Genomic DNA, 21,287 nt, shown 5'->3' with positions numbered 1-21,287 from the left:
GATGGACAGCAACTGGATCGATATTGGCGATATCTCCGACATCCCGCTGCGCGGCGCGCGGTGCGTGAAGACACCGATGGGCAAGATCGCCGTGTTCCGCACGGCGGAAAATCAGGTCTTCGCGATCGAGGACCATTGCCCGCACAAGGGCGGGCCGCTCTCCCAGGGCATCGTGCACGGGGCTTCGGTGACGTGTCCGCTGCACAATTGGGTGATTTCGCTGGAAACCGGCAAGGCGTTGGGGGCGGATGAAGGGGAGGTACGGACGATTCCGGTGCGTAATCTGGATGGGCGGCTTTCTATTGCGCTTGAGACCCTGATGATCGCGGCGGAGTGAATGGAGATGGCGGCGAAGATACCCCCCTCTGCCCTGCCGGGCATCTCCCCCTCAAGGGGGGAGATCAACTGTGGCGCGGACGCCGATTCACAGCTTGCGATGTCGCCTGCAGCTATCAAGCGGGGAGCCATCCGCTTGTCGATCTCCCCCCTTGAGGGGGAGATGTCCGGCAGGACAGAGGGGGGTAAACGCCACGCGCCGAGAGGGCAAATAAGAGGGCAAAACCATGCCCGTTGAAACCAAAACCACCTGTCCCTATTGCGGCGTCGGCTGCGGCGTCATCGCCACCGTTGCCGATGACGGCGTCGTTTCCGTCAAAGGCGATCCGGACCACCTCGCCAATTTCGGTCGCCTGTGCTCTAAAGGTTCTGCTCTGGCCGAAACCATCGATCTCGACGGCCGCCTGCTTTACCCTGAAATCGCCGGCCGGCGGGCGGCATGGGGCGAGGCGCTCGATCTCGTCGCGTCCCGTTTTTTCGACGCCATTGCCGAACACGGCCCGGATTCGGTCGCCTTTTACGTCTCCGGCCAATTGCTGACGGAAGATTATTACCTGGCGAACAAGCTGATGAAGGGTTTCATCGGCTCGGCCAATATCGATACCAATTCAAGGCTCTGCATGTCGTCCTCCGTCGCCGGCCATCGCCGCGCCTTCGGCGCCGATACGGTGCCGGGCACCTACGAGGATATGGAGCTTGCCGATCTGGTGATCCTCACCGGTTCCAACCTCGCCTGGTGCCATCCCGTTCTTTATCAAAGGCTGGCGGCGGCGAAGGCGGCGCGGCCGGGGATGAAAGTCGTCGTCATCGATCCGCGCCGGACGATGAGCGCCGATATTGCCGATATGCACCTTGCCATCCGCCCCGATGGGGACGTGGCGCTGTTTACCGGCCTGCTGGCGCATCTTTTCGCCAGCAGCGCAATAGACCGCGGTTACGTTGAAAGCCATACGGCCGGTTTCGAGGCTGCCACGCAGGCCGCAAGTGAGCATAGCTTGCCGGAAATTGCCGAGGCCACCGGCCTGACCATCGCCGAACTGATATCCTTTTACGAATTGTTCGAGCGCACGGAAAAAACCGTCACCTGCTACAGCCAGGGCGTCAACCAGTCTGAAAGCGGCACCGACAAGGTCAACGCCATCATCAATTGCCATCTCGCCACCGGCCGCATCGGCCGGCCGGGCATGGGGCCATTTTCGCTGACCGGCCAGCCGAACGCCATGGGCGGGCGAGAGGTGGGCGGGCTTGCCAATATGCTGGCCGCCCATATGGCTATCGAAAGCGCCGAGGATCGCGGCCGTGTCCAGCGCTTCTGGGGATCGCCCGTCATCGCGCAAAAGCCTGGCCTGAAGGCGGTGGACATGTTCCGGGCGGTGGCGGACGGTCGCATCAAGGCGCTATGGATTATGGCTACCAACCCAGTCGTATCCATGCCGGATGCCGGTGCCGTCGAGACGGCGATAAAGGCCTGTCCTTTTGTCGTCGTCTCCGATGTCATGGCGAGTACCGACACGGCTCGCCATGCGCATGTGCTTCTGCCATCGCTCGGCTGGGGGGAAAAGGACGGGACCGTCACCAACTCCGAGCGCCGCATTTCTCGCCAGCGCGGCTTTCTGCCTGTGCCTGGCCAAGCCAGGGCCGACTGGTGGCAGATGGCGGAAGTGGGCCGGCGCATGGGCTTCGGCGCGGCCTTCGCTTTTCGTCAGCCATCGGAAATTTTTGCCGAACACGCGGCTCTTTCCGCTTTCGAAAATGCCGGTAGCCGTGATTTCGATATCGGCGGGATCGACCGGGATGGCTACGACGGGATGACTCCCTTCCAATGGCCGAAAGCCGAGGCCGGCAAGGCCGAGGTGACGCGCTTTTTCGCGAACGGCCGGTTTTATCATGAAGATGGCAAGGCAAGGCTGATCGCCACCGCCTTGCCGCAGACAGACAGGACATCGGCGGACTATCCGCTGACGCTGAATACCGGGCGCGTTCGCGACCAATGGCACACGATGACCCGCACCGGCAAAAGCGCCCGCCTCACCGCCCATATCGCCGAGCCTTTCGCCGAGTTTCACCCGCGCGATGCGCAGGCGCTGGGAATAGAAAGTGCTGATCTGGTGGAGCTGGAAAGCCCGCATGGCAAGGTGCTGCTGCGGGTGCTGGTGAGCGAAAGACAGGCGCGCGGCTCGGTCTTCGCGCCGATGCACTGGAACGATCAGTTTGCCGCGCGCGGGCGCATCGATACGGTCGTAGCGCCGGTGACGGATCCGCATTCCGGCCAGCCCGCTTCGAAGAATGTGGGCGTCCAGGCAAGACGTTTCGAGGCGAGCGCCTATGGTTTCGCCATCTGCCGCAGCCGACCGGATGCGCCGGGTTGCGCCTACTGGGCCGTCGCCAAGGCAGACGGTGGCTATCGCATGGAACTTGCCTTCGCGGAAGCGCCTGAAGACTGGACGCTCTGGGCGCGTCAGGTTTTCGGCATCGATGTCCGGATCGAGCCGCTGGGCTATAGCGACCGGCAGACGGGTGATCTGCGCCTTGCCTTTTTCGACGGCGATACGCTGCTTGCGGCGCTGTTCATCGCTCGGGAGCCTGTGGCGGTTGCCCGCAACTGGGCGATATCGCAGCTTTCCGAACGTCATGAGGATTTGCGCATGCGTTTTGCGCTGGTCGCCGGGCGACCGGGGGCGGGGCGGGCCGATCCGGGCGCAACTGTCTGCTCGTGCTTTAATGTCGGGGTGAATCAGATCACGTCCGCCATTCGTAATGGTTGTCACAGCGTCGAAGCCATCGGCAAAGCGCTGAATGCCGGAACCAATTGCGGCTCCTGCCGCGCCGAAATCAGGGGGATCATCGATGGATGCCTTAAAACCGCAGCGGAATGAACCGGCCCGCATGGAAAGACTGGCCAAGCTGCCGGTCTTCTGGGGGCTTGAGGGCAAGCGTGTGGTTCTGGCGGGCGGATCGGACGCGGCCGCCTGGAAGGCAGAACTGCTGCTTGCCTGCGGGGCGGAATTGCATCTTTATTGCGAGGCAAGCGAGCTTTCGGAAAGCTTTGCAGCGCTTGTCGCGAAAAGCCAGATGCTGATGTGGGATGACCGTCCGTGGGGTCCGGATATCTTCGAGGGCGCGGAACTGGCGCTGGCCGATTGCGAAACCGATGCGGAAGCCAAAAGATTTTACCATGCCGCGCGCGCGGCCGGCGTGCCCGTCAATGTCATCGACAAGCCGGAATTCTGCCAGTTCCAGTTCGGCTCCATCGTCAATCGCTCACCGGTGGTGGTGTCGATTTCAACCGATGGTGCAGCCCCCATTCTGGCGCAGGCCATCCGCCGGCGCATCGAGACATTACTGCCGCTTTCGCTGAAGGACTGGGGCGCGCTTGCCCAGACAATCCGCGAGCGCGTCAATCTGCGGCTCGCTCCCGGCGCGTCGCGGCGTTATTTCTGGGAAAAATTCGTCGATCGGGCCTTCACCGAAAGGCTGGATGAGGGCAGCGAGGAACGGCTGCTTGCGGATATCGGAATGCAGGCTGCGCGGGCAGGATTGGGGCGCGGCCTTGTGACGCTTGTGGGCGCAGGACCGGGCGATGCCGAACTGCTGACGCTGAAAGCGGTGCGCGCTTTGCAGGCGGCCGATGTCATACTGTTCGACGATCTCGTTTCAGCCGAGGTGCTTGAACTGGCGCGACGGGAGGCGAAGCGCATGCTGGTCGGCAAGCGCGGCGGCCGGGAAAGTTGCCGGCAGGAAGACATCAATGACATGATGATCCGCCTCGCCAAGGCCGGCAAACGGGTGGTGCGGTTGAAATCCGGCGATCCGATGATTTTCGGGCGCGCCGGCGAGGAGATCGCCGCGCTGGAAGCCGAAAATATCCCGGTCGAGATTGTGCCCGGCATCACTGCCGCAAGTGCGATGGCCTCGCGTCTGGGTGTTTCCCTGACCCATCGCGACCATGCGCAGTCGGTACGCTTCATCACCGGCCATTCCCGGCAGGGCAAGCTGCCGGAGAATATCGACTGGCAATCCCTGTCAAACCCTTCCGTGACCACGGTTTTTTACATGGGCGGGCGAACCGCAGCCAGCATAGAGGCCTGCCTGCTCGCTCACGGCATGCCCGCTTCAACGCCCGTTGCGGTCATGATTTCCGTCAGCCGGGCGAATGAGCAGCGATGGTGCGGCCCCCTGATGGAACTCGGTGCCGCCGTCAAGAGACTGGGCGTGAACGAACCTGTGCTGATCGGTATCGGCGATGTATTTGCTGTCGCCTCCTCGGCAATGTCCCGCTCCAACCTGTTGATTGAGAAAGTCGGCTAAATAATATCGTCAAGTGGCTTCAAGCCCTGCCTGCGGAACCGCATTTCGCTGTTTTGATACCGCCACCATCGCTACTGCAAAACCGTCCCTTGACATTGGTTTTTCGTTCGCTCTTCAATAAAACGAAAAAATTGAAAGAGGAGGGAGGGTGAAATGCTGCTCACACCGCGTCAGGAGGAAATCGTTGCGCTGGCGAAGGCCAATGGGCGGGTGCTGGTCGATGAGCTGGCGGCGCGGTTTTCGGTGACACCCCAGACGATCCGCAAGGACTTGAACGATCTCTGCGATACGCGGGTTCTGACCCGCATCCATGGCGGCGCGCTTTTTCCAAGCGGCAACGAAAACGTCAAATACGAGGCGCGTCGGGCGATAGCCTCTTCCGAAAAGCAGGCGATCGGTGCCGCCGCCGCCGCCCTCATCCCCAACAACTCGTCACTTTTCATCAATATCGGCACGACGACCGAAGCCGTGGGCGAAGCGCTGGCGGATCATCACGAGTTGATGGTCATTACCAACAACATCAATGTTGCCAACAGGTTGAGGGTCTTCCCCGGTATCGAGGTGGTGATTGCCGGCGGTGTCGTGCGCGGTTCCGATGGCGGTATCGTCGGCGAGGCGGCGGTGGATTTCATTCGCCAGTTCAAGGTGGATTTCGCCGTCATCGGCGTTTCGGCCATCGATGAGGACGGCGCCTTGCTGGATTTTGACTTTCGTGAGGTGAAGGTCGCGCAGGCAATCATCTCCAATGCGCGCCATGTCATTCTCGTGTCGGATTCGCTCAAATTCGAGCGCACGGCTCCGGTTCGTATCGGCCATCTTTCCCAGGTGCATACTTTCATCACCGATCATTGTCCGGTGGATTCGATCCGGTCCATCTGTGCCGATCATGACGTCCGGTTGATCGAAACCGAGATGCGCGAGTCCTGATCGGGACGATCTATCAATTTCGTTTGACATTCGTTTTGTCTTCGAATTAGATGTTCGTGCTTTCAATATGTCGATGGGGAGAGCGTCGATGAAAGCGCGGGAGGATTCATGTCTGACGAGGCAATTCACGATATTTTCGTGATCGGCGGCGGTATCAATGGCTGCGGCATCGCGCGTGATGCCGTCGGCAGAGGTTATTCCGTCGCACTTGCGGAAATGAACGATTTTGCCTCCGGCACGTCTTCCGCCGCTACCAAGCTCATACATGGCGGTTTGCGTTATCTCGAACATTACGAGTTTCGTCTCGTGCGCGAAGCGCTGATGGAGCGTGAGGTGCTGTGGGCTATGGCGCCGCACATCATCTGGCCCATGCGCTTCGTACTGCCGTTCCAGAAGGGCGGGGTGCGCCCGGCCTGGCTCGTGCGTCTCGGGCTATTTCTGTACGACCATCTCGGCGGCCGCAAGCTTCTGCCTGCGACCCGCTCGCTCGATCTGCGCCGCGATCCCGCCGGGAAACCTTTGAAACCGATTTTTGCCCGCGCCTTCGAATATTCGGATGGCTGGGTGGACGATGCCCGCCTGGTGGTGCTGAATGCCCGCGACGCTGCCAATCGCGGCGCGCTCATCCTCAACCGCACGCAGGTGTTTTCAGCCCGGCGCGAAGGCGCCTTCTGGCGAGTCGAAACGAAAAATGCGGCCGGAGAGGCCAAGACCTACCGGGCGCGCATGCTGGTGAATGCCGCGGGTCCCTGGGTGGACAAGGTGTTGTCCTCGGCATTCGGCAAAAACAATGTCCATAATGTCCGCCTGGTGCAGGGCAGCCACATCATCGTGCGCAAGAAATTTTCCGATCCGCGTGCGTATTTTTTCCAGAATCCGGACGGGCGGATCATCTTCGCCATTCCCTATGAACAGGACTTTACGCTGATCGGCACGACGGATCGCGACTATACCGCCGACCCCCGGGCTGTTAAGATCAGCGACGAGGAGATCAGCTATCTTTGCAATGCGGCGAGCGAATATTTCGCTGAACCGGTGAAGCCTGAGGATATCGTCTGGACCTATTCCGGCGTGCGCCCGCTATTCGATGACGGGGCATCGAAGGCGCAGGAAGCGACCCGCGATTATGTGCTGAAAACCGAAGGGGCGGAAGGCGGAGCGCCGCTTCTCAATATTTTCGGCGGCAAGCTCACCACCTATCGGCGGCTTGCCGAACATGCTCTTGAAAAAATCGGCGATGCGCTGGGTGAAAAGGGCGCGCCTTGGACGGCGGGCTCACATCTGCCGGGTGGGAATTTCGGCGCGGAGGCCTACAACGCGGAGGTTTCGGCGCTGCGGTCGCGTTACCCCTTTCTTAAAGAGCGTCATGCGGAGCGGCTTGTGCGCTGCTACGGAACGGATGCGGCGGTACTGATCGGCGATGCCACAGAGGCGGCGGCGCTGGGGCGGTATTTCGGCGGTACGCTCTACGAAGCTGAGGTTCGCTGGCTGATGGCGCAGGAATGGGCGCTGACGGCCGAGGATATTCTGTGGCGCCGCACCAAGCAGGGCCTCTTTTTTACCCCGGAAGAGGTGCGTGCGCTGGAGGATTATGTCGAAGACATTGCAGGTGGGCGCTTAAGGGCAATCTGACGATCCGGATAAAAGCGGAGGAGGCTTTGGATCACCATGCTTGAATTGCGAAACGTCTCGAAGATGGTTGGCGGTGAATATCATATTCACCCGACCGATCTGACGTTGCAGCGCGGAAGCCTGAACGTCCTGCTTGGACCGACACTTTCGGGCAAGACGACGCTGATGCGGCTGATGGCCGGGCTGGACAAGCCGAGCGCCGGCTCGATCTTTTTCAATGGCGAAGACGTAACGGGTTTTCCGGTGCAGAAGCGCAACGTCGCCATGGTCTATCAGCAGTTCATCAACTATCCGGCGCTCAGCGTTTATGAAAACATCGCCTCGCCCATGCGCGTTGCCGGCAAGGACCAGTCGACCATCGACAGGGAAGTGAGGAAAGCCGCCGAGCTTTTGAAGCTGACGCCCTATCTAGACCGTACGCCACTCAATCTTTCCGGCGGCCAGCAGCAGCGCACAGCACTCGCCCGCGCCATCGTCAAAAACGCCAATCTGGTGCTGCTTGATGAGCCGCTGGCCAATCTCGATTACAAGCTGCGCGAAGAGCTGCGCGAGGAGCTGCCGCGCATCTTCGCCGAATCCGGCGCCATTTTCGTTTATGCCACCACCGAACCTTCCGAGGCGCTGCTTTTGGGCGGCAATACCGCAACGCTCAACGAGGGCAGGGTAACGCAGTTCAGCCACACCATCGAGGTTTACCGGCGCCCGGTGGATATCGTCACCGCCGAAATTTTTGCGGACCCGCCGCTCAATACCATCGAGGTCGTCAAGGCGGGCGGCGCATTCACCCGTGCCGACCAGGCGGTAATTGCGGTGCCCGCGCATCTTGCCGCCGTGCCGGATGGACCTTTGACCATCGCTTTCCAGCCGCATCATCTTTTCCCGCAAGCGAAGGGCGAGGCCCGCCAGTCGATCCGGGCGCGGACGCTGATTTCGGAAATCGCCGGATCGGAAAGCTTCGTGCATGTAGAATTTTCGGGCCGGCGCTGGGTCATGCTGGCGCATGGCATTCACGACATCGAGCCGGACAGGGACATAGAACTGTTTCTCGATACAAAACACCTGATGGCCTTTGACGCGAATGGCCGCGCCATCGGCAAAGCGGCTTGAGGGAGATCGATCATGGCACGCATCACGCTCGATCACATCCGCCACGCTTATAACGCAAAGGCGCAGGCTGCCGGCGACTATGCGCTGAAGGAAGTCCACCATGAATGGGAAGACGGCGGGGCCTACGCGCTGCTGGGGCCTTCCGGCTGCGGCAAGACCACGCTGCTCAACATCATTTCCGGGCTGCTGCGCCCCTCCGAAGGCCGCATCGCTTTTGACGGAACCGACGTGACGGATTTCGCCACGGAAGACCGCAATATTGCGCAGGTGTTCCAGTTCCCGGTCGTTTACGACACGATGACGGTCTACGACAATCTGGCCTTTCCGCTGCGCAACCGGCATGTGCCGGAAGCCGAAGTCGACCGCCGGGTGCGGGAAATCCTGGAAATGACCGATCTTTCCGGCATGGCCAAACGCCATGCGCGTGGTCTGACGGCGGATCAGAAACAGAAGATTTCGCTGGCGCGCGGGCTGGTGCGGTCCGATGTCAACGCGATCCTCTTCGATGAGCCGTTGACGGTCATCGATCCGCACATGAAATGGGTGTTGCGCTCGCAGCTGAAGCGGTTGCACCGGCAATCCGGTTTCACCATGGTCTATGTGACCCACGACCAGACCGAAGCGCTGACCTTCGCCGACAAGGTTGTGGTCATGTATGACGGGCAGATCGTCCAGATCGGCACGCCGGCTGAGCTCTTCGAGCGGCCGGGCCATACATTCGTCGGTTATTTCATCGGCTCGCCCGGCATGAACGTGCTGCCCGCCAGTATCGCCGGCGCGACCGCAATGGTCGGCGGCCTCGACGTACCGCTGGCCGGTGCGCCAAAGGTTGAGGGAGGGCAACGCATCGAGATCGGCATCCGTCCAGAATTTGTCCGGCTGGAACGGGGCGGCATGCCCATCATTGTCGACAAGGTCGAGGATATCGGCCGGCAGAAGATCGTGCGCGCCCGGTTTGCCGGACAAAAGCTTGCGATTGTCGTTGCCGAAGACGAGGAAATCCCGGCTGAAGCGGGCGTTCGCTTCGATCCGGCCGCCATTGGCGTCTTCGCCGATTCCTGGCGTGTAAAGATGGGGGCCTGACCATGGAAAAGAGCTGGAACAACAAGGCATGGTTCATGGTGCTGCCGGTGCTGGTGCTGGTCGCCTTTTCCGCCGTCATTCCGCTGATGACCGTCGTGAATTATTCGGTGCAGGATACGTTCGGCAATAACCAGTTCTTCTGGGCGGGAACGCAATGGTTCGAGGACATTCTCCGTTCCGCCCGTTTCTGGGATGCGTTGGGCCGCAACCTTTTGTTTTCCTGCATTATTCTGGCGATTGAAATTCCGCTCGGCATCTTCATCGCGCTCAAGATGCCGAAATCCGGCATCGGCGTGCCCGTCTGCCTTGTCACCATGGCGCTGCCGCTGCTGGTGCCGTGGAATGTCGTCGGCACGATCTGGCAGGTTTTCGGCCGCAGCGATATCGGTCTGCTCGGCTATTACGCCAATCAACTCGGGCTCGATTACAACTATGTCAACGATCCGGTCGATGCGTGGATCACCGTGGTCATCATGGATGTCTGGCACTGGACGAGCCTTGTCGTGCTTCTGTGTTACGCCAGTCTCGTCTCCATTCCGGACGCCTATTATCAGGCGGCAAGGATCGATGGCGCGTCGCGTTTTGCGGTGTTCCGGTACATCCAGCTGCCGAAGATGAAGCGGGTACTGCTGATCGCCTTCCTGCTTCGTTTCATGGACAGTTTCATGATCTATACCGAGCCTTTCGTCGTCACCGGCGGCGGCCCGGGCAATTCCACGACCTTCCTGTCGATAGATCTCGTTAAGGTTGCGCTCGGCCAGTTTGACCTCGGGCCGGCGGCAGCCATGTCGCTGATCTACTTCCTCATCATCCTGCTGCTGTCTTGGGTGTTCTACACCGTCATGACCAGCCACGACGCGGAGACTTGAGACATGAGCGCCTCGAATGTCACCACAAGCGTGGAGCGCAACGGCATCGGCAGTTCGCCGGTGAGAGCGAATGCGACGGGGCGATCCGGACTTGCCGTCAATGCGCGGCGTCGCCGCCATGGGCCGTCGCGTTTTTCCTGGCTGGTCCCGACGATCTATATCCTGCTGCTGCTTGTTCCGATCTACTGGCTCGTCAATATGAGCTTCAAGACGAACACGGAAATCGTCTCGTCCATGACGCTTTATCCGCATGAGCCGACGTTGCAGAACTACCGGACGATCTTTACCGATTCGTCCTGGTATTCGGGCTATATCAATTCAATCATCTATGTCGTGATGAACATGGTGATTTCGGTCGCGGCTGCGCTGCCGGCGGCCTACGCCTTCTCGCGTTATCGTTTTCTGGGCGACAAGCACCTGTTCTTCTGGCTTTTGACCAACCGCATGGCGCCGCCCGCCGTCTTCGCGCTGCCCTTCTTCCAGCTGTATTCGGCTTTCGGGCTGATCGATACGCATATAGCCGTGGCGCTGGCGCATTGCCTGTTCAACGTGCCGCTGGCGGTGTGGATTCTCGAAGGCTTCATGTCCGGCGTGCCGAAGGAAATCGACGAGACCGCCTATATTGACGGCTACTCCTTCCCGAAATTCTTCGTGAAGATTTTCATGCCGCTCATCGCTTCCGGCATTGGTGTCGCCTGCTTCTTCAGCTTCATGTTCTCGTGGGTCGAGCTTCTGATCGCCCGCACGCTGACGACGACGGACGCAAAACCGATCGCTGCGACCATGACACGCACCGTTTCGGCCGCCGGTATGGACTGGGGCTTGCTTGCCGCCGCCGGCGTGCTGACGCTGATCCCCGGCGCGCTGGTGATCTGGTTCGTGCGCAATTATATCGCCAAGGGCTTTGCGCTCGGGAGGGTTTGACCATGATGAAGATGCCCGATTTTACCTGGATGGCGTGGACTTGGCAGACGGGTGCGTTTTTCGGCGCTATCGCCGTGCTGCTCGTCGGCATGTGGGTGTGGGAGCAACTCTCGCCCGGCGGCAATCCCCGCTTCGGCCTGTTGCGCTTCGAGACCACGCGGGGCGACAGGTTGTTCATCTCGCTGCTCGGCAGCGCCTTCATTCATCTCGCATGGCTCGGGCTGGTCGGCCCGAACCTGTGGTGGGCTCTCGCTCTATCCTTGGTCTACGCCATCGGCGTTTTCCGTTTTGTCTAGAGCAGGAAACGGTGCGGCGGAGGAAAACCGCACCCGTAGACTTCATGCAATCGCAAACCCTTGGGAGGACTGATATGCGACGGCATTTGATGACGACGACGGCGGCCATGCTGCTGGCAATGACGGGTTCCGCTTTCGCCGGAATGGAGGAAGCAAAGCAGTTTCTGGATAAGGAAATCGGCGACATGTCGTCCCTTTCCCGTGCGGATCAGGAAAAGGAGCTGCAATGGTTTGTCGATGCCGCGAAACCTTTTGCGGGCATGGAAATCAAGGTCGTTTCGGAATCTCTGACGACCCATGAATATGAATCCAAGGTTCTGGCCCCGGCCTTCACCGCCATTACCGGCATCAAGGTCACGCACGACCTGATCCAGGAGGGTGACGTTGTCGAAAAAATCCAGACCCAGATGCAGACCGGCCAAAACCTTTATGACGGCTGGGTCAACGATAGCGACCTCATCGGCACCCATTGGCGCTACCAGCAGGTGCGCAACCTGACCGACTTCATGGCCAATGAAGGCAAGGACGTCACCAATCCCGGTCTCGACCTTAAGGACTTCATCGGCAGCGCCTTTACGACGGCGCCGGACAAGAAGCTCTACCAGCTTCCGGATCAGCAGTTCGCGAACCTCTACTGGTTCCGTTACGACTGGTTCAACGATGAAAAGAACAAGGCCGATTTCAAGGCTAAATACGGGTATGACCTCGGCGTGCCGGTCAACTGGTCGGCCTATGAGGATATTGCCGAATTCTTCACCGGCCGGGATGTCGACGGCAAGAAGGTCTTCGGCCATATGGACTATGGCAAGAAGGACCCGTCGCTCGGCTGGCGCTTCACAGATGCCTGGCTTTCCATGGCCGGCAACGGCGACAAGGGCCTGCCGAATGGTCTGCCCGTCGATGAATGGGGCATCAAGGTCAACGACAAGTCGCAGCCGGTCGGCTCCTGCGTGGCGCGCGGCGGCGATACCAACGGTCCGGCTTCGGTCTACTCCATCGAGAAATATCTTGAATGGCTGAAGAAATATGCGCCGCCGGAGGCGCAGGGCATGACCTTCTCCGAATCCGGTCCGGTGCCGGCGCAGGGCAATATCGCCCAGCAGATCTTCTGGTATACGGCGTTTACCGCCGATATGGCCAAACCCGGCCTGCCGGTCGTGAACGAGGACGGTTCGCCGAAATGGCGTGTCGCACCTTCGCCACATGGCGTCTACTGGAAGGACGGCATGAAACTCGGTTATCAGGATGTGGGTTCGTGGACGCTGATGAAATCCACCCCCGACGACCGCGCCAAGGCCGCCTGGCTCTACGCGCAGTTCGTGACCTCCAAGACCGTGGATGTGAAGAAGAGCCACGTGGGCCTGACCTTCATTCGCGACACCACCATCCACCACAAGAGCTTCACGGACCGGGCCTCCAAGCTCGGCGGTCTCATCGAGTTCTATCGTTCGCCGGCCCGCGTGCAATGGTCGCCGACCGGCACCAACGTTCCGGATTATCCGAAGCTGGCGCAATTGTGGTGGCAGGCGATCGGGGATGCTTCGTCGGGTGCGAAAACCGCGCAGGCCGCGATGGACTCTCTCTGCGCTGAGCAGGAAAAGGTCATGAGCCGTCTGGAACGCGCTGGCGTGCAGGGCGATATCGGCCCGAAGCTGGCGGAAGAGCACGATATCGAATACTGGAACAAGGATGCCGTTTCGAAGGGCAATCTGGCGCCGCAGCTGAAGATAGCCGACGAAAAGGAAAAACCGGTCACCGTCAATTACGACGAACTGGTCAAAAGCTGGCAGAAGTGATTTCTGCGTAAAATCTGAAACCGGGGCGGCTTGCCGCCCCGGTCATTGCGTCTGAAAGGGAGTGGCATGATGGGCGGTTATATTCTGGCGATCGATCAGGGAACGACATCGACACGGTCGATGGTCTTTGATCGCGACATGCGGGTCATCGGTGTCGGGCAGCGAGAATTTCCGCAACATTTCCCGGCCTCGGGCTGGGTTGAACACGATGCCGAGGATATCTGGAGAAGCGTGCTCGAAACCATTCGGCTGGCGCTTGCCGATGCCGGCATCGCCGCCTCCGATATCGAGGCGATCGGCATTACCAACCAGCGCGAAACGACGGTACTGTGGGACAGGAACACGGGCGAGGCCGTGCATCGGGCCGTGGTCTGGCAGGATCGGCGCGCCGCGCCCATCTGCGAGGATCTAAAACGCCGGGGACTTGAGCCGCTGTTTTCGAAAAAGACCGGCCTGTTGCTCGATCCCTATTTTTCCGGCACGAAGCTGAAATGGCTTCTGGACAGCGTCAGCGGTCTTCGCGAAAAAGCCGTGAAGGGAGAAATCTGCTTCGGCACTGTCGACAGTTTCCTGATTTATCGCCTGACTGGCGGCCGCCGCCATGTCACCGACGCCACCAATGCCTCGCGGACGCTGATCTACAATATCGAAGAAAATACATGGGACGATGAGCTTCTGTCGATCCTCGACATTCCCAGCGCCATGCTGCCGGAAGTGCTGGATTGCGCCGCCGATTTCGGCGTGACCGACAAGTCGCTGCTGGGCGCGGAAATTCCGATCCTGGGTGTGGCCGGCGACCAGCAGGCAGCCGTCATCGGCAATGCCTGCTTCGAGCCGGGCATGATGAAATCCACCTACGGCACGGGCTGCTTTGCGCTCCTTAATACCGGCACGGATCGCGTCGCCTCGACCAACCGGCTGCTGACGACCATCGCTTACCGTCTCGACGGTGTCACCACCTATGCGCTGGAAGGCTCCATTTTCATTGCCGGTGCCGCCGTGCAATGGCTGCGCGATGAGCTTGGTTTCATCTCGGTCGCTTCCGAGGTTAGCGCACTTGCGGAAAAGGCCGACGCCCATCAGCGTGTCTATCTGGTTCCGGCCTTCACCGGTCTTGGCGCGCCCTATTGGGACGCGGAGGCCCGTGGCGCGATTTTCGGGCTGACGCGTGGCACCGGTCCAGCGGAATTCGCCCGCGCGGCGCTGGAAAGCGTCGCCTATCAGACCTTCGACCTGCTGGACGCCATGCGCAAGGACTGGGCGGGAGACAACGGCAAGACAGTGCTCCGGGTCGATGGCGGCATGGTCGCTTCGGATTGGACTATGCAGCGGCTGGCGGATATTCTTGCGGCACCGGTCGATCGGCCGGTTTTTCTGGAAACAACCATTCTTGGAGCGGCCTGGCTTGCCGCCTCACGCGCCGGCATCTGGCCGGACCGCAAGGCCTTCGCCGAGCATTGGCGGCGTGATCGCCGTTTCAGCCCCGCAATGGAAGAGGCCGAAAGGAAAGACGCCATTGCCGGCTGGCGCGATAGCGTCGGTCGCTGCCTGTCGCGACGGGAGAATTGAACAGGCTACACGAAACTGCCGGGTGCGATGCTCTTGCTGGAAACGAGATCGGAAAGCGCGCGCACCAGCTTCGCATCCGCGCCCTTGCTTGGTTGAAGCACGAATTCCACGTCCTCCAGCGGCGGTAGCACGCCTGAGGTAATTTCCTTCAGGCCTGCCGGTGCCATGCTGCGCGGCTGCACCAGAATGCCCATGCCCGCCCTTGCTGCCGCGGTCAGCCCGCTGAGACTGCCGCAGGTGCAGACGATCCGCCACGCGAGGCCGGCCCGGTGGAGCGCATCCTGCGCCGCCTTTCGGGTGATGCTCGGCGGCGGAAAGGCAATCAGCGGCAGCGCATCCGGCTGGTTCAGCATCCGCTCCGGGTCGCGCGCCAGCCACACGAGCGGTTCGCGGTAGAGAAAGTGCCCGAGCTTGTCGCCAAGACGGCGTTTGGCGAGCACCACATCCAGTTCACCATTGTCCTGCATCTGGTAAAGCACGCCGCTCAGCGAAACCGTCAGTTCCAGATCTACGAGGGGATAAAGGCGGATGAACTCTTCCAGAATGGCGGTTAGCCGGCTGGCGACAAAATCTTCCGACACACCAAGCCGCAGCCGTCCGCGCAGACGGTTCTCGCTGAAGAGTGAGGAGACCTTGCTGTCGATATCAAGCATATTGCGGGCATAACCCAGCAGCGCCTCACCTTCACCCGTCAGTTTTACCTGATGGGTGCTGCGCGCGATCAGCCGGCGGCCAAGTGCGGTCTCAAGCCTTTGAATATGCTGGCTGACGGTGGACTGGCCAATCCCCAGCCGTTCGGCCGCCAGCGTGAAGCTGCCGGTCTGGTGAAGCATCACGAAGCTGGCAAGATGTTGAAGGTTCAGCATTATCCTGAATCGCGATAACTGTTAATCTTTGCATCGGAATTCATGATGAGCGATAGTAACGCGCGTTTCAAGCAAAACCGATGCCGGAAAGACCTCCCATGACCCGCTTCCTACCTGATCGCTTCACCATGATGCTGGTGGCCACCGTACTTTTGGCTTCCATTTTGCCGATCAGCGGTGAGCCGGCGGAGTATTTCGGGCTGGCGACAAAACTCGCGATAGCGTTGCTGTTTTTCCTCCACGGCGCGCGGCTTTCCCGGGATGTGGTGATTGCCGGTATCCTGCACTGGCGCCTGCATCTGGCGATCCTTCTCGTGACCTTCGGCCTGTTCCCGCTGCTCGGCGTGGCGATCGGTTTCATTCCCGAGAATATTCTGCCTGCCCCGCTTTATATGGGCATGTTGTTCCTCTGCGTGTTGCCATCCACCGTGCAGTCCTCCATTGCCTTCACCTCCATGGCGGGCGGAAACGTGCCGGCGGCAATTTGTTCTGCCTCCGCTTCGAATATTTTCGGCATGTTCCTCACCCCGCTGCTGGTTGGCCTGCTGTTTACGGTGGGCGGCCATGGCGGTGGATTTTCGCTGGATGCGTTTCTGCAAATCTTTCTGCAACTGCTTCTGCCCTTTATCGTCGGTCAGGTTTTGCAGCCGTGGATCGGCGACTGGATCAGGGCGCGCAAGAAATTGCTGGCGCCGGTCGATCGCGGCTCCATCCTTATGGTCGTTTATCTCGCTTTTTCCGATGCGGTTATCGAAGGCATCTGGCACACATTTTCGCTCAGGGATATTGGCGTGGTCATCGTCATCAATATCCTGCTGCTGGCGCTTGTTCTGTGCGTGACGATGTTCGGCAGCCGTTTGCTGGGTTTCGACAAGGCCGATGAAATCACCATCACCTTCTGCGGTTCGAAAAAGAGCCTCGCCAGCGGCGTGCCCATGGCGGGCGCCATCTTCGCCGGCCAGAGCATCGGCGCGATCGTCCTGCCAATCATGCTTTTTCATCAGATTCAGCTGATGGTCTGCGCGGTTCTGGCTCAGCGTTACGCGCGCAAGGCCCATGAAAAAGCGGCGATGCCGGAACCGGTTGCCACGGAAGGTGCGGCTGCTTCCAGCCGCTGACGCGAGGGTTCTCCGCAAATAAAACGGCCCCATGAAGGGGCCGTTCGTTTTGCATGAAGGAAAGCTTAGTTGACCTGAGCCGGCGAAATCTGGGCTTCTATGGTCTTCGGCGCATCTGCGCTGTCGGACGAGATCGCAATGCGGCGCGGCTTCATGGCTTCCGGAATATTGCGGACGAGGTCGATGTGGAGCAGGCCGTTCTTCAGGGAAGCGGTCTGGACTTCGACGTGATCGGCAAGCTGGAAGCGACGCTCGAAAGCGCGCGTGGCGATACCGCGATAAAGAAACTCGCCTTCCGTGGATTTCTCATCCGCGGATTTCTCGGCTTTTACAGTCAGCGCATTGGCGCGGGATTCGATGCTGAGTTCGTTCTCATCGAAACCAGCGACGGCCATGGTGATGCGATAGGTGTTCTCGCCGGTCCGCTCGATATTGTAGGGCGGATAGGACTGGGCCTGCTCGGGCTGGCCGAGGCCGTCAAGCATCGAGAAAAGACGGTCGAAGCCGACGGTGGAACGATAGAGGGGGGAAAAATCAACGTGACGCATGGTGTCCTCCTTAAGAAGCGACTGTTTGCGGTTAAGCCCGGCATCCCGTTCTGGCGACGGCCGGACATGTGGCGCGGTCCCGTTCTGGCGACCGCATGAATGAGATGGGAATGGCTTGCCGCCGCGTCAAGGGGGCGTGAAAAGGCGAAAGCAACATGAACCATGGCTGAACGTCAGGTTCCGGCATCGTTCAGTTTGAGAGCCATAAAACATCGGTCATCGGAGACATTCTCCGTGGACAGAAGCAATAACGTCCCTTCTTCTTCTGTCTTATTCGCCGGAACCGCGACTGCTTTAACCGACGGTTCCGGCAATTTTTTCTTTGACCTTCCCGCGCCGCCGACCTATCCCGAAGAGGCAGAAAAGCCGGAAAAGACCGATGATCGAAGCCACATTGCGCGCCAGCGAAGACAACCCGGTTCCCGACAACCATACCGTCGGATATTTTACCGGCTATCGCGGCAAACAGCTTCGCTATGCGATCTTTCGCGCCAGCCGCCAGGTGGCCCGCGGAACCGTGGTTCTGCTGCATGGCAGGAACGAATGTATCGAGAAATATTTCGAAACGGTGAGCGATCTCACCGCCATGGGTTTCTGGGTTGCGACCTTCGATACGCGCGGGCAGGGCGGTTCCGAAAGATTGCTGAAAAAACCGGGCGCCGGGCATGTGCGAAGGTTCTCCGACTACCAGCGTGATATCGGCCTTTTTCTCGAACAGGTGGTGTTGCCGGATACGCGGCTGCCGTTCTTCATGATCGCGCATTCCACCGGCGCGCTTGCAGCGCTTGCCGCCGCGCCCGGCCTGTCGAACCGGATCGACCGTCTGGCGCTTTGCTCGCCCTTCATCGAGCTGGACAGCCAGCAATCCGTCCCCTCATCCGTCATTCGGGTGGTGGCGACGGCTCTAAGTCTCGTTGGCCTCGGGCGGGTTCAGCTCGGCAAGGATCAGCGCGAGCGGGATTTTGACGGCAATCCGCTCACCTCGGACTCCAGACGTTTTGCAAGAAATCTCTCGCTGCACAGGCAGTTTCCGGAGCTTTTCATCGGTGCGCCGACGGCGCGCTGGGTCTATGAGGCGCTGAAGACCATGGGACGGGTGGTCACTCAGGACCATCTGACGAATATCACCATTCCGACCCTCATTCTGGCGCCGATGCTGGATACCATTACGCCCTACAAGGCACAGGAAGAACTCTCACGAAATTTCCGGGCAGCGCAGCTTCTTCCGATCACCGGTGCGCGCCACGAATTGCTGCATGAGCGCGATGTTTTCCGCAAACAGGCGCTGGCGGCCATCGACGCCTTTTTCGCGCCGGAGTGATGGCCGCTTAAGCGGGCTGCCTAGAGTTTCGAGAGAATGGCAAGAGCTTCTTCGTGCACGGCCTTGGAGCCGGCCGCCAGAATGCGCCCGCCATTTTCCGGACGCCCGCCATCCCAGGTCGTCATGATGCCGCCGGCCTGCTCGATCACAGGGATCAACGCGCCGACATCATAGGGCTTCAAGCCGGATTCGATCACCAAATCGACGTGGCCGGCCGCAAGCAGGCAATAGGCGTAACAATCCACGCCGTAGCGGAAAAGGCGGACCTGATCCTGTACTTTTTCGTAGAAGGGCTTTTCTTCCGCAGTAAAGATGTGGGGTGTCGTAGTGAACAGCACGGCGTCCGATAGCGACGCACAGTCGCGCGTGTGGATTTTCCGCTCGCCATCCGGCCCGAAATACCAGGCCGCTTCGCCATCGGCGAAATAACGCTCCTTCGTGAAAGGCTGGTCCATCATGCCCATGGTGGCGCGGCCGGCGGACTGGAAACCGATCAGCGTGCCCCAGACAGGCACGCCGGAAATGAAGGCGCGTGTGCCGTCAATCGGGTCTATGACCCAGATGTGATCGCGGTCGAGACCAATATTGCCGTGTTCTTCGCCCAGAATGCCATGCTGCGGAAAACGCTGTTCGATAAGCGCGCGAATAGCTGTTTCTGCCGCCTGATCGCCTTCTGTCACCGGATCATAGCCGCCATCCTGCTTGTTGGTGACGGCAATGCCCGTGCGAAAGCGGGGGAGCGTTTCTGCGCTGGCGGCATCGGCAAGTTTGAAGAAGAAATCCCGGTCGGGCAGCATGCGAAACCTCATTGCCTGGATATTTGGTCTGAATTTTGTGGGGCAATGCATAGACCGGAATCACATCCGCCGTCCACTCATACGAATGGCGGTACCGGTGTTTCCATATTTTCAGCATAAGCCTAAAAAATATGCACATAAAAAAATGATTGACAATTGTGCAATTACTACGTAGCGTGATCCTGCAGTCTTTGACTGTAAATACCCTCCTTGGGTGTTTCCTCCCTAGACTTGACCGCGCCAAGGCGCGGTTTTTTTTGTCCGGCGGGCCGCCAGACGATACGGGATAAAAATTGAAATAGCGGATGATTCGCGCTGCTATTCGGCAGCGAGCGACGTTTCTATCGCGTATTCGGAAACGAAGGCGCCGAGCTGGCGCATGAAGATTTCAAGCGACGCCTGAATGGCGGGAAAATCGGCTTTTTTCAAAAGCGTTTTTTCATCCACGTAAAGCGCTCGGTTGACCTCGATCTGCAGTGCATGGAGAGAGCGGATTGGCCGGCCGTAATGTTCGGTGATGAAGCCGCCGGCATAGGGTTTGTTGCAGACCGCGACGAAACCCAGTTCCTCGAGAAAATGCAGCGCGGCGCGGGAGACTTCCTGGGATGCGCTGGTGCCATAGCGATCGCCGATGATCACATCCGGCCTCAGATTCGAGCCGGCGACGCGAATATTGCCCGGCATGGAATGGCAGTCAATCAGCACCGCCATTCCGAAATTGGCGTGGGTGCGTGAAAGCAGGCGGCGCAGACAGGCATGATAGGGCTTGTAAATCGTCTCGATCCGCGAAAGCGCCTCGTCGACGGGCAGGCGGTGGGCATAGATGTCCATATTCTCGGCGACGATGCGCGGCACTGTGCCCAGGCCGCCGGCGACCCGCATGGAGCCGATATTGGCGTAAGGCGGGAGCGTGCCGTCGAACATGCGGGGATCGAGTTCGTAGGGCTCGCGATTGACGTCCAGATAGGCGCGCGGGAAATTCGCTTTAAGAAGCGGCGCGCCGATCTCCGGCGCCGCCGCGAACAACTCGTCGACGAAGTGATCTTCGGAGCGGCGGATCTCATGCGAATCGAGCCTTGCCGATTCCAAGAAGGAGATGGGGTAGCAGCGGCCGCTATGGGGGGAATTATAGACGAATGGCAGGGTCTGAACGGCAGGTTCCGTTACTTCGAAGAGTTCATATTCACCCGTTACCCAGTCCATTCAGTGCCATTTACCATGTCGCAAACAATCGGGATGTTCATGTTGCCAGTTACGGTGCGGCAAGTCCATACTATCGCCCAAGCAGCGCTATACCGATTCACGTGTTCACAGGATATTTACCGTGAAAATCCTATAATCGGGCTAGGGTATCCCAAACATTGAGTAGTTACGGTCACTTATGATGAATCAGAAAATTCTTCTCGCTGAAGACGACAATGATATGCGCCGCTTTCTCGTCAAGGCGCTGGAAAAAGCCGGTTACAAGGTTTCTTCCTTCGACAATGGCGCCAGCGCCTACGACCGGCTTCGCGAAGAGCCTTTCTCGCTTCTGCTGACTGATATCGTCATGCCCGAAATGGACGGCATCGAGCTGGCGCGGCGCGCCACCGAACTCGACCCGGACCTGAAGGTGATGTTCATCACCGGCTTCGCAGCCGTCGCGCTGAATGCCGATTCGAAGGCTCCGAAGGATGCCAAGGTGCTTTCCAAGCCGTTCCATCTGCGCGATCTCGTGGATGAAGTGAACAAACTCCTTGTGGCGTAAGGCCTCTCAAAAAACCTTCACAAAACCGAAAAAAAGCAGTTGA

The 21,287-nt window shown here is 59.7% G+C and carries 19 protein-coding genes; 15 read left to right on the top strand and 4 right to left on the bottom strand.

The window, feature by feature from the left end:
* Nucleotide 1 precedes the first annotated feature (1 nt).
* The 12 genes from nirD (at nt 2) to glpK (ending at nt 14,847) form a co-directional block, all read left to right on the top strand.
* Nucleotides 2-337 (top strand): nitrite reductase small subunit NirD, encoded by a 336-nt coding sequence (gene nirD / locus PL599_RS13095; protein WP_003519747.1) that lies wholly within the window; start codon nt 2-4, stop codon nt 335-337.
* A 226-nt stretch (nt 338-563) separates the two neighbouring features.
* Nucleotides 564-3,212, top strand: a complete 2,649-nt coding sequence (locus PL599_RS13090; RefSeq protein ID WP_269823883.1) for a nitrate reductase — start codon at nt 564-566, stop codon at nt 3,210-3,212.
* A complete protein-coding gene (cysG, locus tag PL599_RS13085; RefSeq protein ID WP_170985596.1) occupies nt 3,184-4,644 on the top strand; it encodes a siroheme synthase CysG in 1,461 nt (486 codons plus the stop codon). The genes PL599_RS13090 and cysG overlap by 29 nt, the downstream gene beginning before the upstream one ends.
* A gap of 153 nt (nt 4,645-4,797) precedes the next feature.
* Nucleotides 4,798-5,571 carry a DeoR/GlpR family DNA-binding transcription regulator gene (locus tag PL599_RS13080; RefSeq protein ID WP_142913548.1) on the top strand — a complete coding sequence of 258 codons (774 nt, stop codon included), beginning with the start codon at nt 4,798-4,800 and terminating at the stop codon, nt 5,569-5,571.
* 108 nt (nt 5,572-5,679) lie between these two features.
* Complete coding sequence (locus PL599_RS13075) at nt 5,680-7,203, top strand: glycerol-3-phosphate dehydrogenase (RefSeq protein WP_269823882.1); 1,524 nt, start codon at nt 5,680-5,682, stop codon at nt 7,201-7,203.
* Nucleotides 7,204-7,239: 36 nt separating this feature from the next.
* Nucleotides 7,240-8,310, top strand: coding sequence for an ABC transporter ATP-binding protein (locus tag PL599_RS13070; protein WP_269823881.1), 1,071 nt, complete (start codon nt 7,240-7,242; stop codon nt 8,308-8,310).
* Between the two features lie 12 nt (nt 8,311-8,322).
* Nucleotides 8,323-9,393 (top strand): ABC transporter ATP-binding protein, encoded by a 1,071-nt coding sequence (locus PL599_RS13065; RefSeq protein ID WP_137411291.1) that lies wholly within the window; start codon nt 8,323-8,325, stop codon nt 9,391-9,393.
* Nucleotides 9,394-9,395: 2 nt separating this feature from the next.
* On the top strand, nt 9,396-10,262 hold the full coding sequence (locus PL599_RS13060; RefSeq protein ID WP_269823880.1) for a carbohydrate ABC transporter permease: 867 nt from the start codon (nt 9,396-9,398) through the stop codon (nt 10,260-10,262).
* Nucleotides 10,263-10,265: 3 nt separating this feature from the next.
* Nucleotides 10,266-11,186, top strand: a complete 921-nt coding sequence (locus tag PL599_RS13055) for a carbohydrate ABC transporter permease (RefSeq protein WP_077983252.1) — start codon at nt 10,266-10,268, stop codon at nt 11,184-11,186.
* 2 nt (nt 11,187-11,188) lie between these two features.
* On the top strand, nt 11,189-11,482 hold the full coding sequence (locus PL599_RS13050) for a DUF2160 domain-containing protein (protein WP_077983253.1): 294 nt from the start codon (nt 11,189-11,191) through the stop codon (nt 11,480-11,482).
* 74 nt (nt 11,483-11,556) lie between these two features.
* Nucleotides 11,557-13,278: an ABC transporter substrate-binding protein gene (locus tag PL599_RS13045; RefSeq protein WP_077983254.1), complete on the top strand. Its 1,722-nt coding sequence runs from the start codon at nt 11,557-11,559 to the stop codon at nt 13,276-13,278.
* A gap of 69 nt (nt 13,279-13,347) precedes the next feature.
* Nucleotides 13,348-14,847, top strand: a complete 1,500-nt coding sequence (gene glpK / locus PL599_RS13040) for a glycerol kinase GlpK (RefSeq protein WP_077983263.1) — start codon at nt 13,348-13,350, stop codon at nt 14,845-14,847.
* Nucleotides 14,848-14,852: 5 nt separating this feature from the next.
* Here glpK and PL599_RS13035 read toward each other — a convergent pair whose 3' ends face one another.
* Nucleotides 14,853-15,713 carry a LysR family transcriptional regulator gene (locus PL599_RS13035; RefSeq protein ID WP_271359089.1) on the bottom strand — a complete coding sequence of 287 codons (861 nt, stop codon included), beginning with the start codon at nt 15,711-15,713 and terminating at the stop codon, nt 14,853-14,855.
* A 98-nt stretch (nt 15,714-15,811) separates the two neighbouring features.
* Here PL599_RS13035 and PL599_RS13030 point away from each other — a divergent pair, with 98 nt between their 5' ends.
* A complete protein-coding gene (locus PL599_RS13030) occupies nt 15,812-16,831 on the top strand; it encodes a bile acid:sodium symporter family protein (protein ID WP_077983256.1) in 1,020 nt (339 codons plus the stop codon).
* A gap of 65 nt (nt 16,832-16,896) precedes the next feature.
* Here PL599_RS13030 and hspL read toward each other — a convergent pair whose 3' ends face one another.
* Nucleotides 16,897-17,379 carry a heat shock protein HspL gene (hspL, locus tag PL599_RS13025; protein ID WP_003519731.1) on the bottom strand — a complete coding sequence of 161 codons (483 nt, stop codon included), beginning with the start codon at nt 17,377-17,379 and terminating at the stop codon, nt 16,897-16,899.
* Nucleotides 17,380-17,758: 379 nt separating this feature from the next.
* On the opposite strand from hspL, the gene PL599_RS13020 reads away from it, so the two are divergent.
* Nucleotides 17,759-18,700: an alpha/beta fold hydrolase gene (locus PL599_RS13020; RefSeq protein WP_077983611.1), complete on the top strand. Its 942-nt coding sequence runs from the start codon at nt 17,759-17,761 to the stop codon at nt 18,698-18,700.
* Between the two features lie 20 nt (nt 18,701-18,720).
* Here PL599_RS13020 and hisN read toward each other — a convergent pair whose 3' ends face one another.
* Complete coding sequence (gene hisN / locus PL599_RS13015; protein ID WP_077983610.1) at nt 18,721-19,497, bottom strand: histidinol-phosphatase; 777 nt, start codon at nt 19,495-19,497, stop codon at nt 18,721-18,723.
* A gap of 318 nt (nt 19,498-19,815) precedes the next feature.
* Entirely contained in the window at nt 19,816-20,700 is an 885-nt protein-coding gene (locus PL599_RS13010; RefSeq protein ID WP_137411295.1) for an N-formylglutamate amidohydrolase, read from the bottom strand.
* Nucleotides 20,701-20,881: 181 nt separating this feature from the next.
* On the opposite strand from PL599_RS13010, the gene cpdR reads away from it, so the two are divergent.
* Nucleotides 20,882-21,244, top strand: a complete 363-nt coding sequence (gene cpdR / locus PL599_RS13005) for a cell cycle two-component system response regulator CpdR (protein WP_003497910.1) — start codon at nt 20,882-20,884, stop codon at nt 21,242-21,244.
* The last annotated feature ends 43 nt before the right edge of the window (nt 21,245-21,287 follow it).

Source organism: Agrobacterium sp. ST15.16.055 (assembly GCF_027956555.1).
Lineage (GTDB): Bacteria > Pseudomonadota > Alphaproteobacteria > Rhizobiales > Rhizobiaceae > Agrobacterium > Agrobacterium salinitolerans.
Note: the sequence above shows the minus strand (reverse complement) of the source record. Positions and strands in the feature narration are given on the sequence as shown.

What these genes read in the sequence shown, in the direction of transcription:
- nirD (WP_003519747.1), top strand. Translation starts at nt 2, where the DNA reads ATGGACAGCAACTGGATCGATATTGGCGATATCTCCGACATCCCGCTG.
- PL599_RS13090 (WP_269823883.1), top strand. Translation starts at nt 564, where the DNA reads ATGCCCGTTGAAACCAAAACCACCTGTCCCTATTGCGGCGTCGGCTGC.
- cysG (WP_170985596.1), top strand. Translation starts at nt 3,184, where the DNA reads ATGGATGCCTTAAAACCGCAGCGGAATGAACCGGCCCGCATGGAAAGA.
- PL599_RS13080 (WP_142913548.1), top strand. Translation starts at nt 4,798, where the DNA reads ATGCTGCTCACACCGCGTCAGGAGGAAATCGTTGCGCTGGCGAAGGCC.
- PL599_RS13075 (WP_269823882.1), top strand. Translation starts at nt 5,680, where the DNA reads ATGTCTGACGAGGCAATTCACGATATTTTCGTGATCGGCGGCGGTATC.
- PL599_RS13070 (WP_269823881.1), top strand. Translation starts at nt 7,240, where the DNA reads ATGCTTGAATTGCGAAACGTCTCGAAGATGGTTGGCGGTGAATATCAT.
- PL599_RS13065 (WP_137411291.1), top strand. Translation starts at nt 8,323, where the DNA reads ATGGCACGCATCACGCTCGATCACATCCGCCACGCTTATAACGCAAAG.
- PL599_RS13060 (WP_269823880.1), top strand. Translation starts at nt 9,396, where the DNA reads ATGGAAAAGAGCTGGAACAACAAGGCATGGTTCATGGTGCTGCCGGTG.
- PL599_RS13055 (WP_077983252.1), top strand. Translation starts at nt 10,266, where the DNA reads ATGAGCGCCTCGAATGTCACCACAAGCGTGGAGCGCAACGGCATCGGC.
- PL599_RS13050 (WP_077983253.1), top strand. Translation starts at nt 11,189, where the DNA reads ATGATGAAGATGCCCGATTTTACCTGGATGGCGTGGACTTGGCAGACG.
- PL599_RS13045 (WP_077983254.1), top strand. Translation starts at nt 11,557, where the DNA reads ATGCGACGGCATTTGATGACGACGACGGCGGCCATGCTGCTGGCAATG.
- glpK (WP_077983263.1), top strand. Translation starts at nt 13,348, where the DNA reads ATGGGCGGTTATATTCTGGCGATCGATCAGGGAACGACATCGACACGG.
- PL599_RS13035 (WP_271359089.1), bottom strand. Translation starts at nt 15,713, where the DNA reads ATGCTGAACCTTCAACATCTTGCCAGCTTCGTGATGCTTCACCAGACC.
- PL599_RS13030 (WP_077983256.1), top strand. Translation starts at nt 15,812, where the DNA reads ATGACCCGCTTCCTACCTGATCGCTTCACCATGATGCTGGTGGCCACC.
- hspL (WP_003519731.1), bottom strand. Translation starts at nt 17,379, where the DNA reads ATGCGTCACGTTGATTTTTCCCCCCTCTATCGTTCCACCGTCGGCTTC.
- PL599_RS13020 (WP_077983611.1), top strand. Translation starts at nt 17,759, where the DNA reads ATGATCGAAGCCACATTGCGCGCCAGCGAAGACAACCCGGTTCCCGAC.
- hisN (WP_077983610.1), bottom strand. Translation starts at nt 19,497, where the DNA reads ATGCTGCCCGACCGGGATTTCTTCTTCAAACTTGCCGATGCCGCCAGC.
- PL599_RS13010 (WP_137411295.1), bottom strand. Translation starts at nt 20,700, where the DNA reads ATGGACTGGGTAACGGGTGAATATGAACTCTTCGAAGTAACGGAACCT.
- cpdR (WP_003497910.1), top strand. Translation starts at nt 20,882, where the DNA reads ATGAATCAGAAAATTCTTCTCGCTGAAGACGACAATGATATGCGCCGC.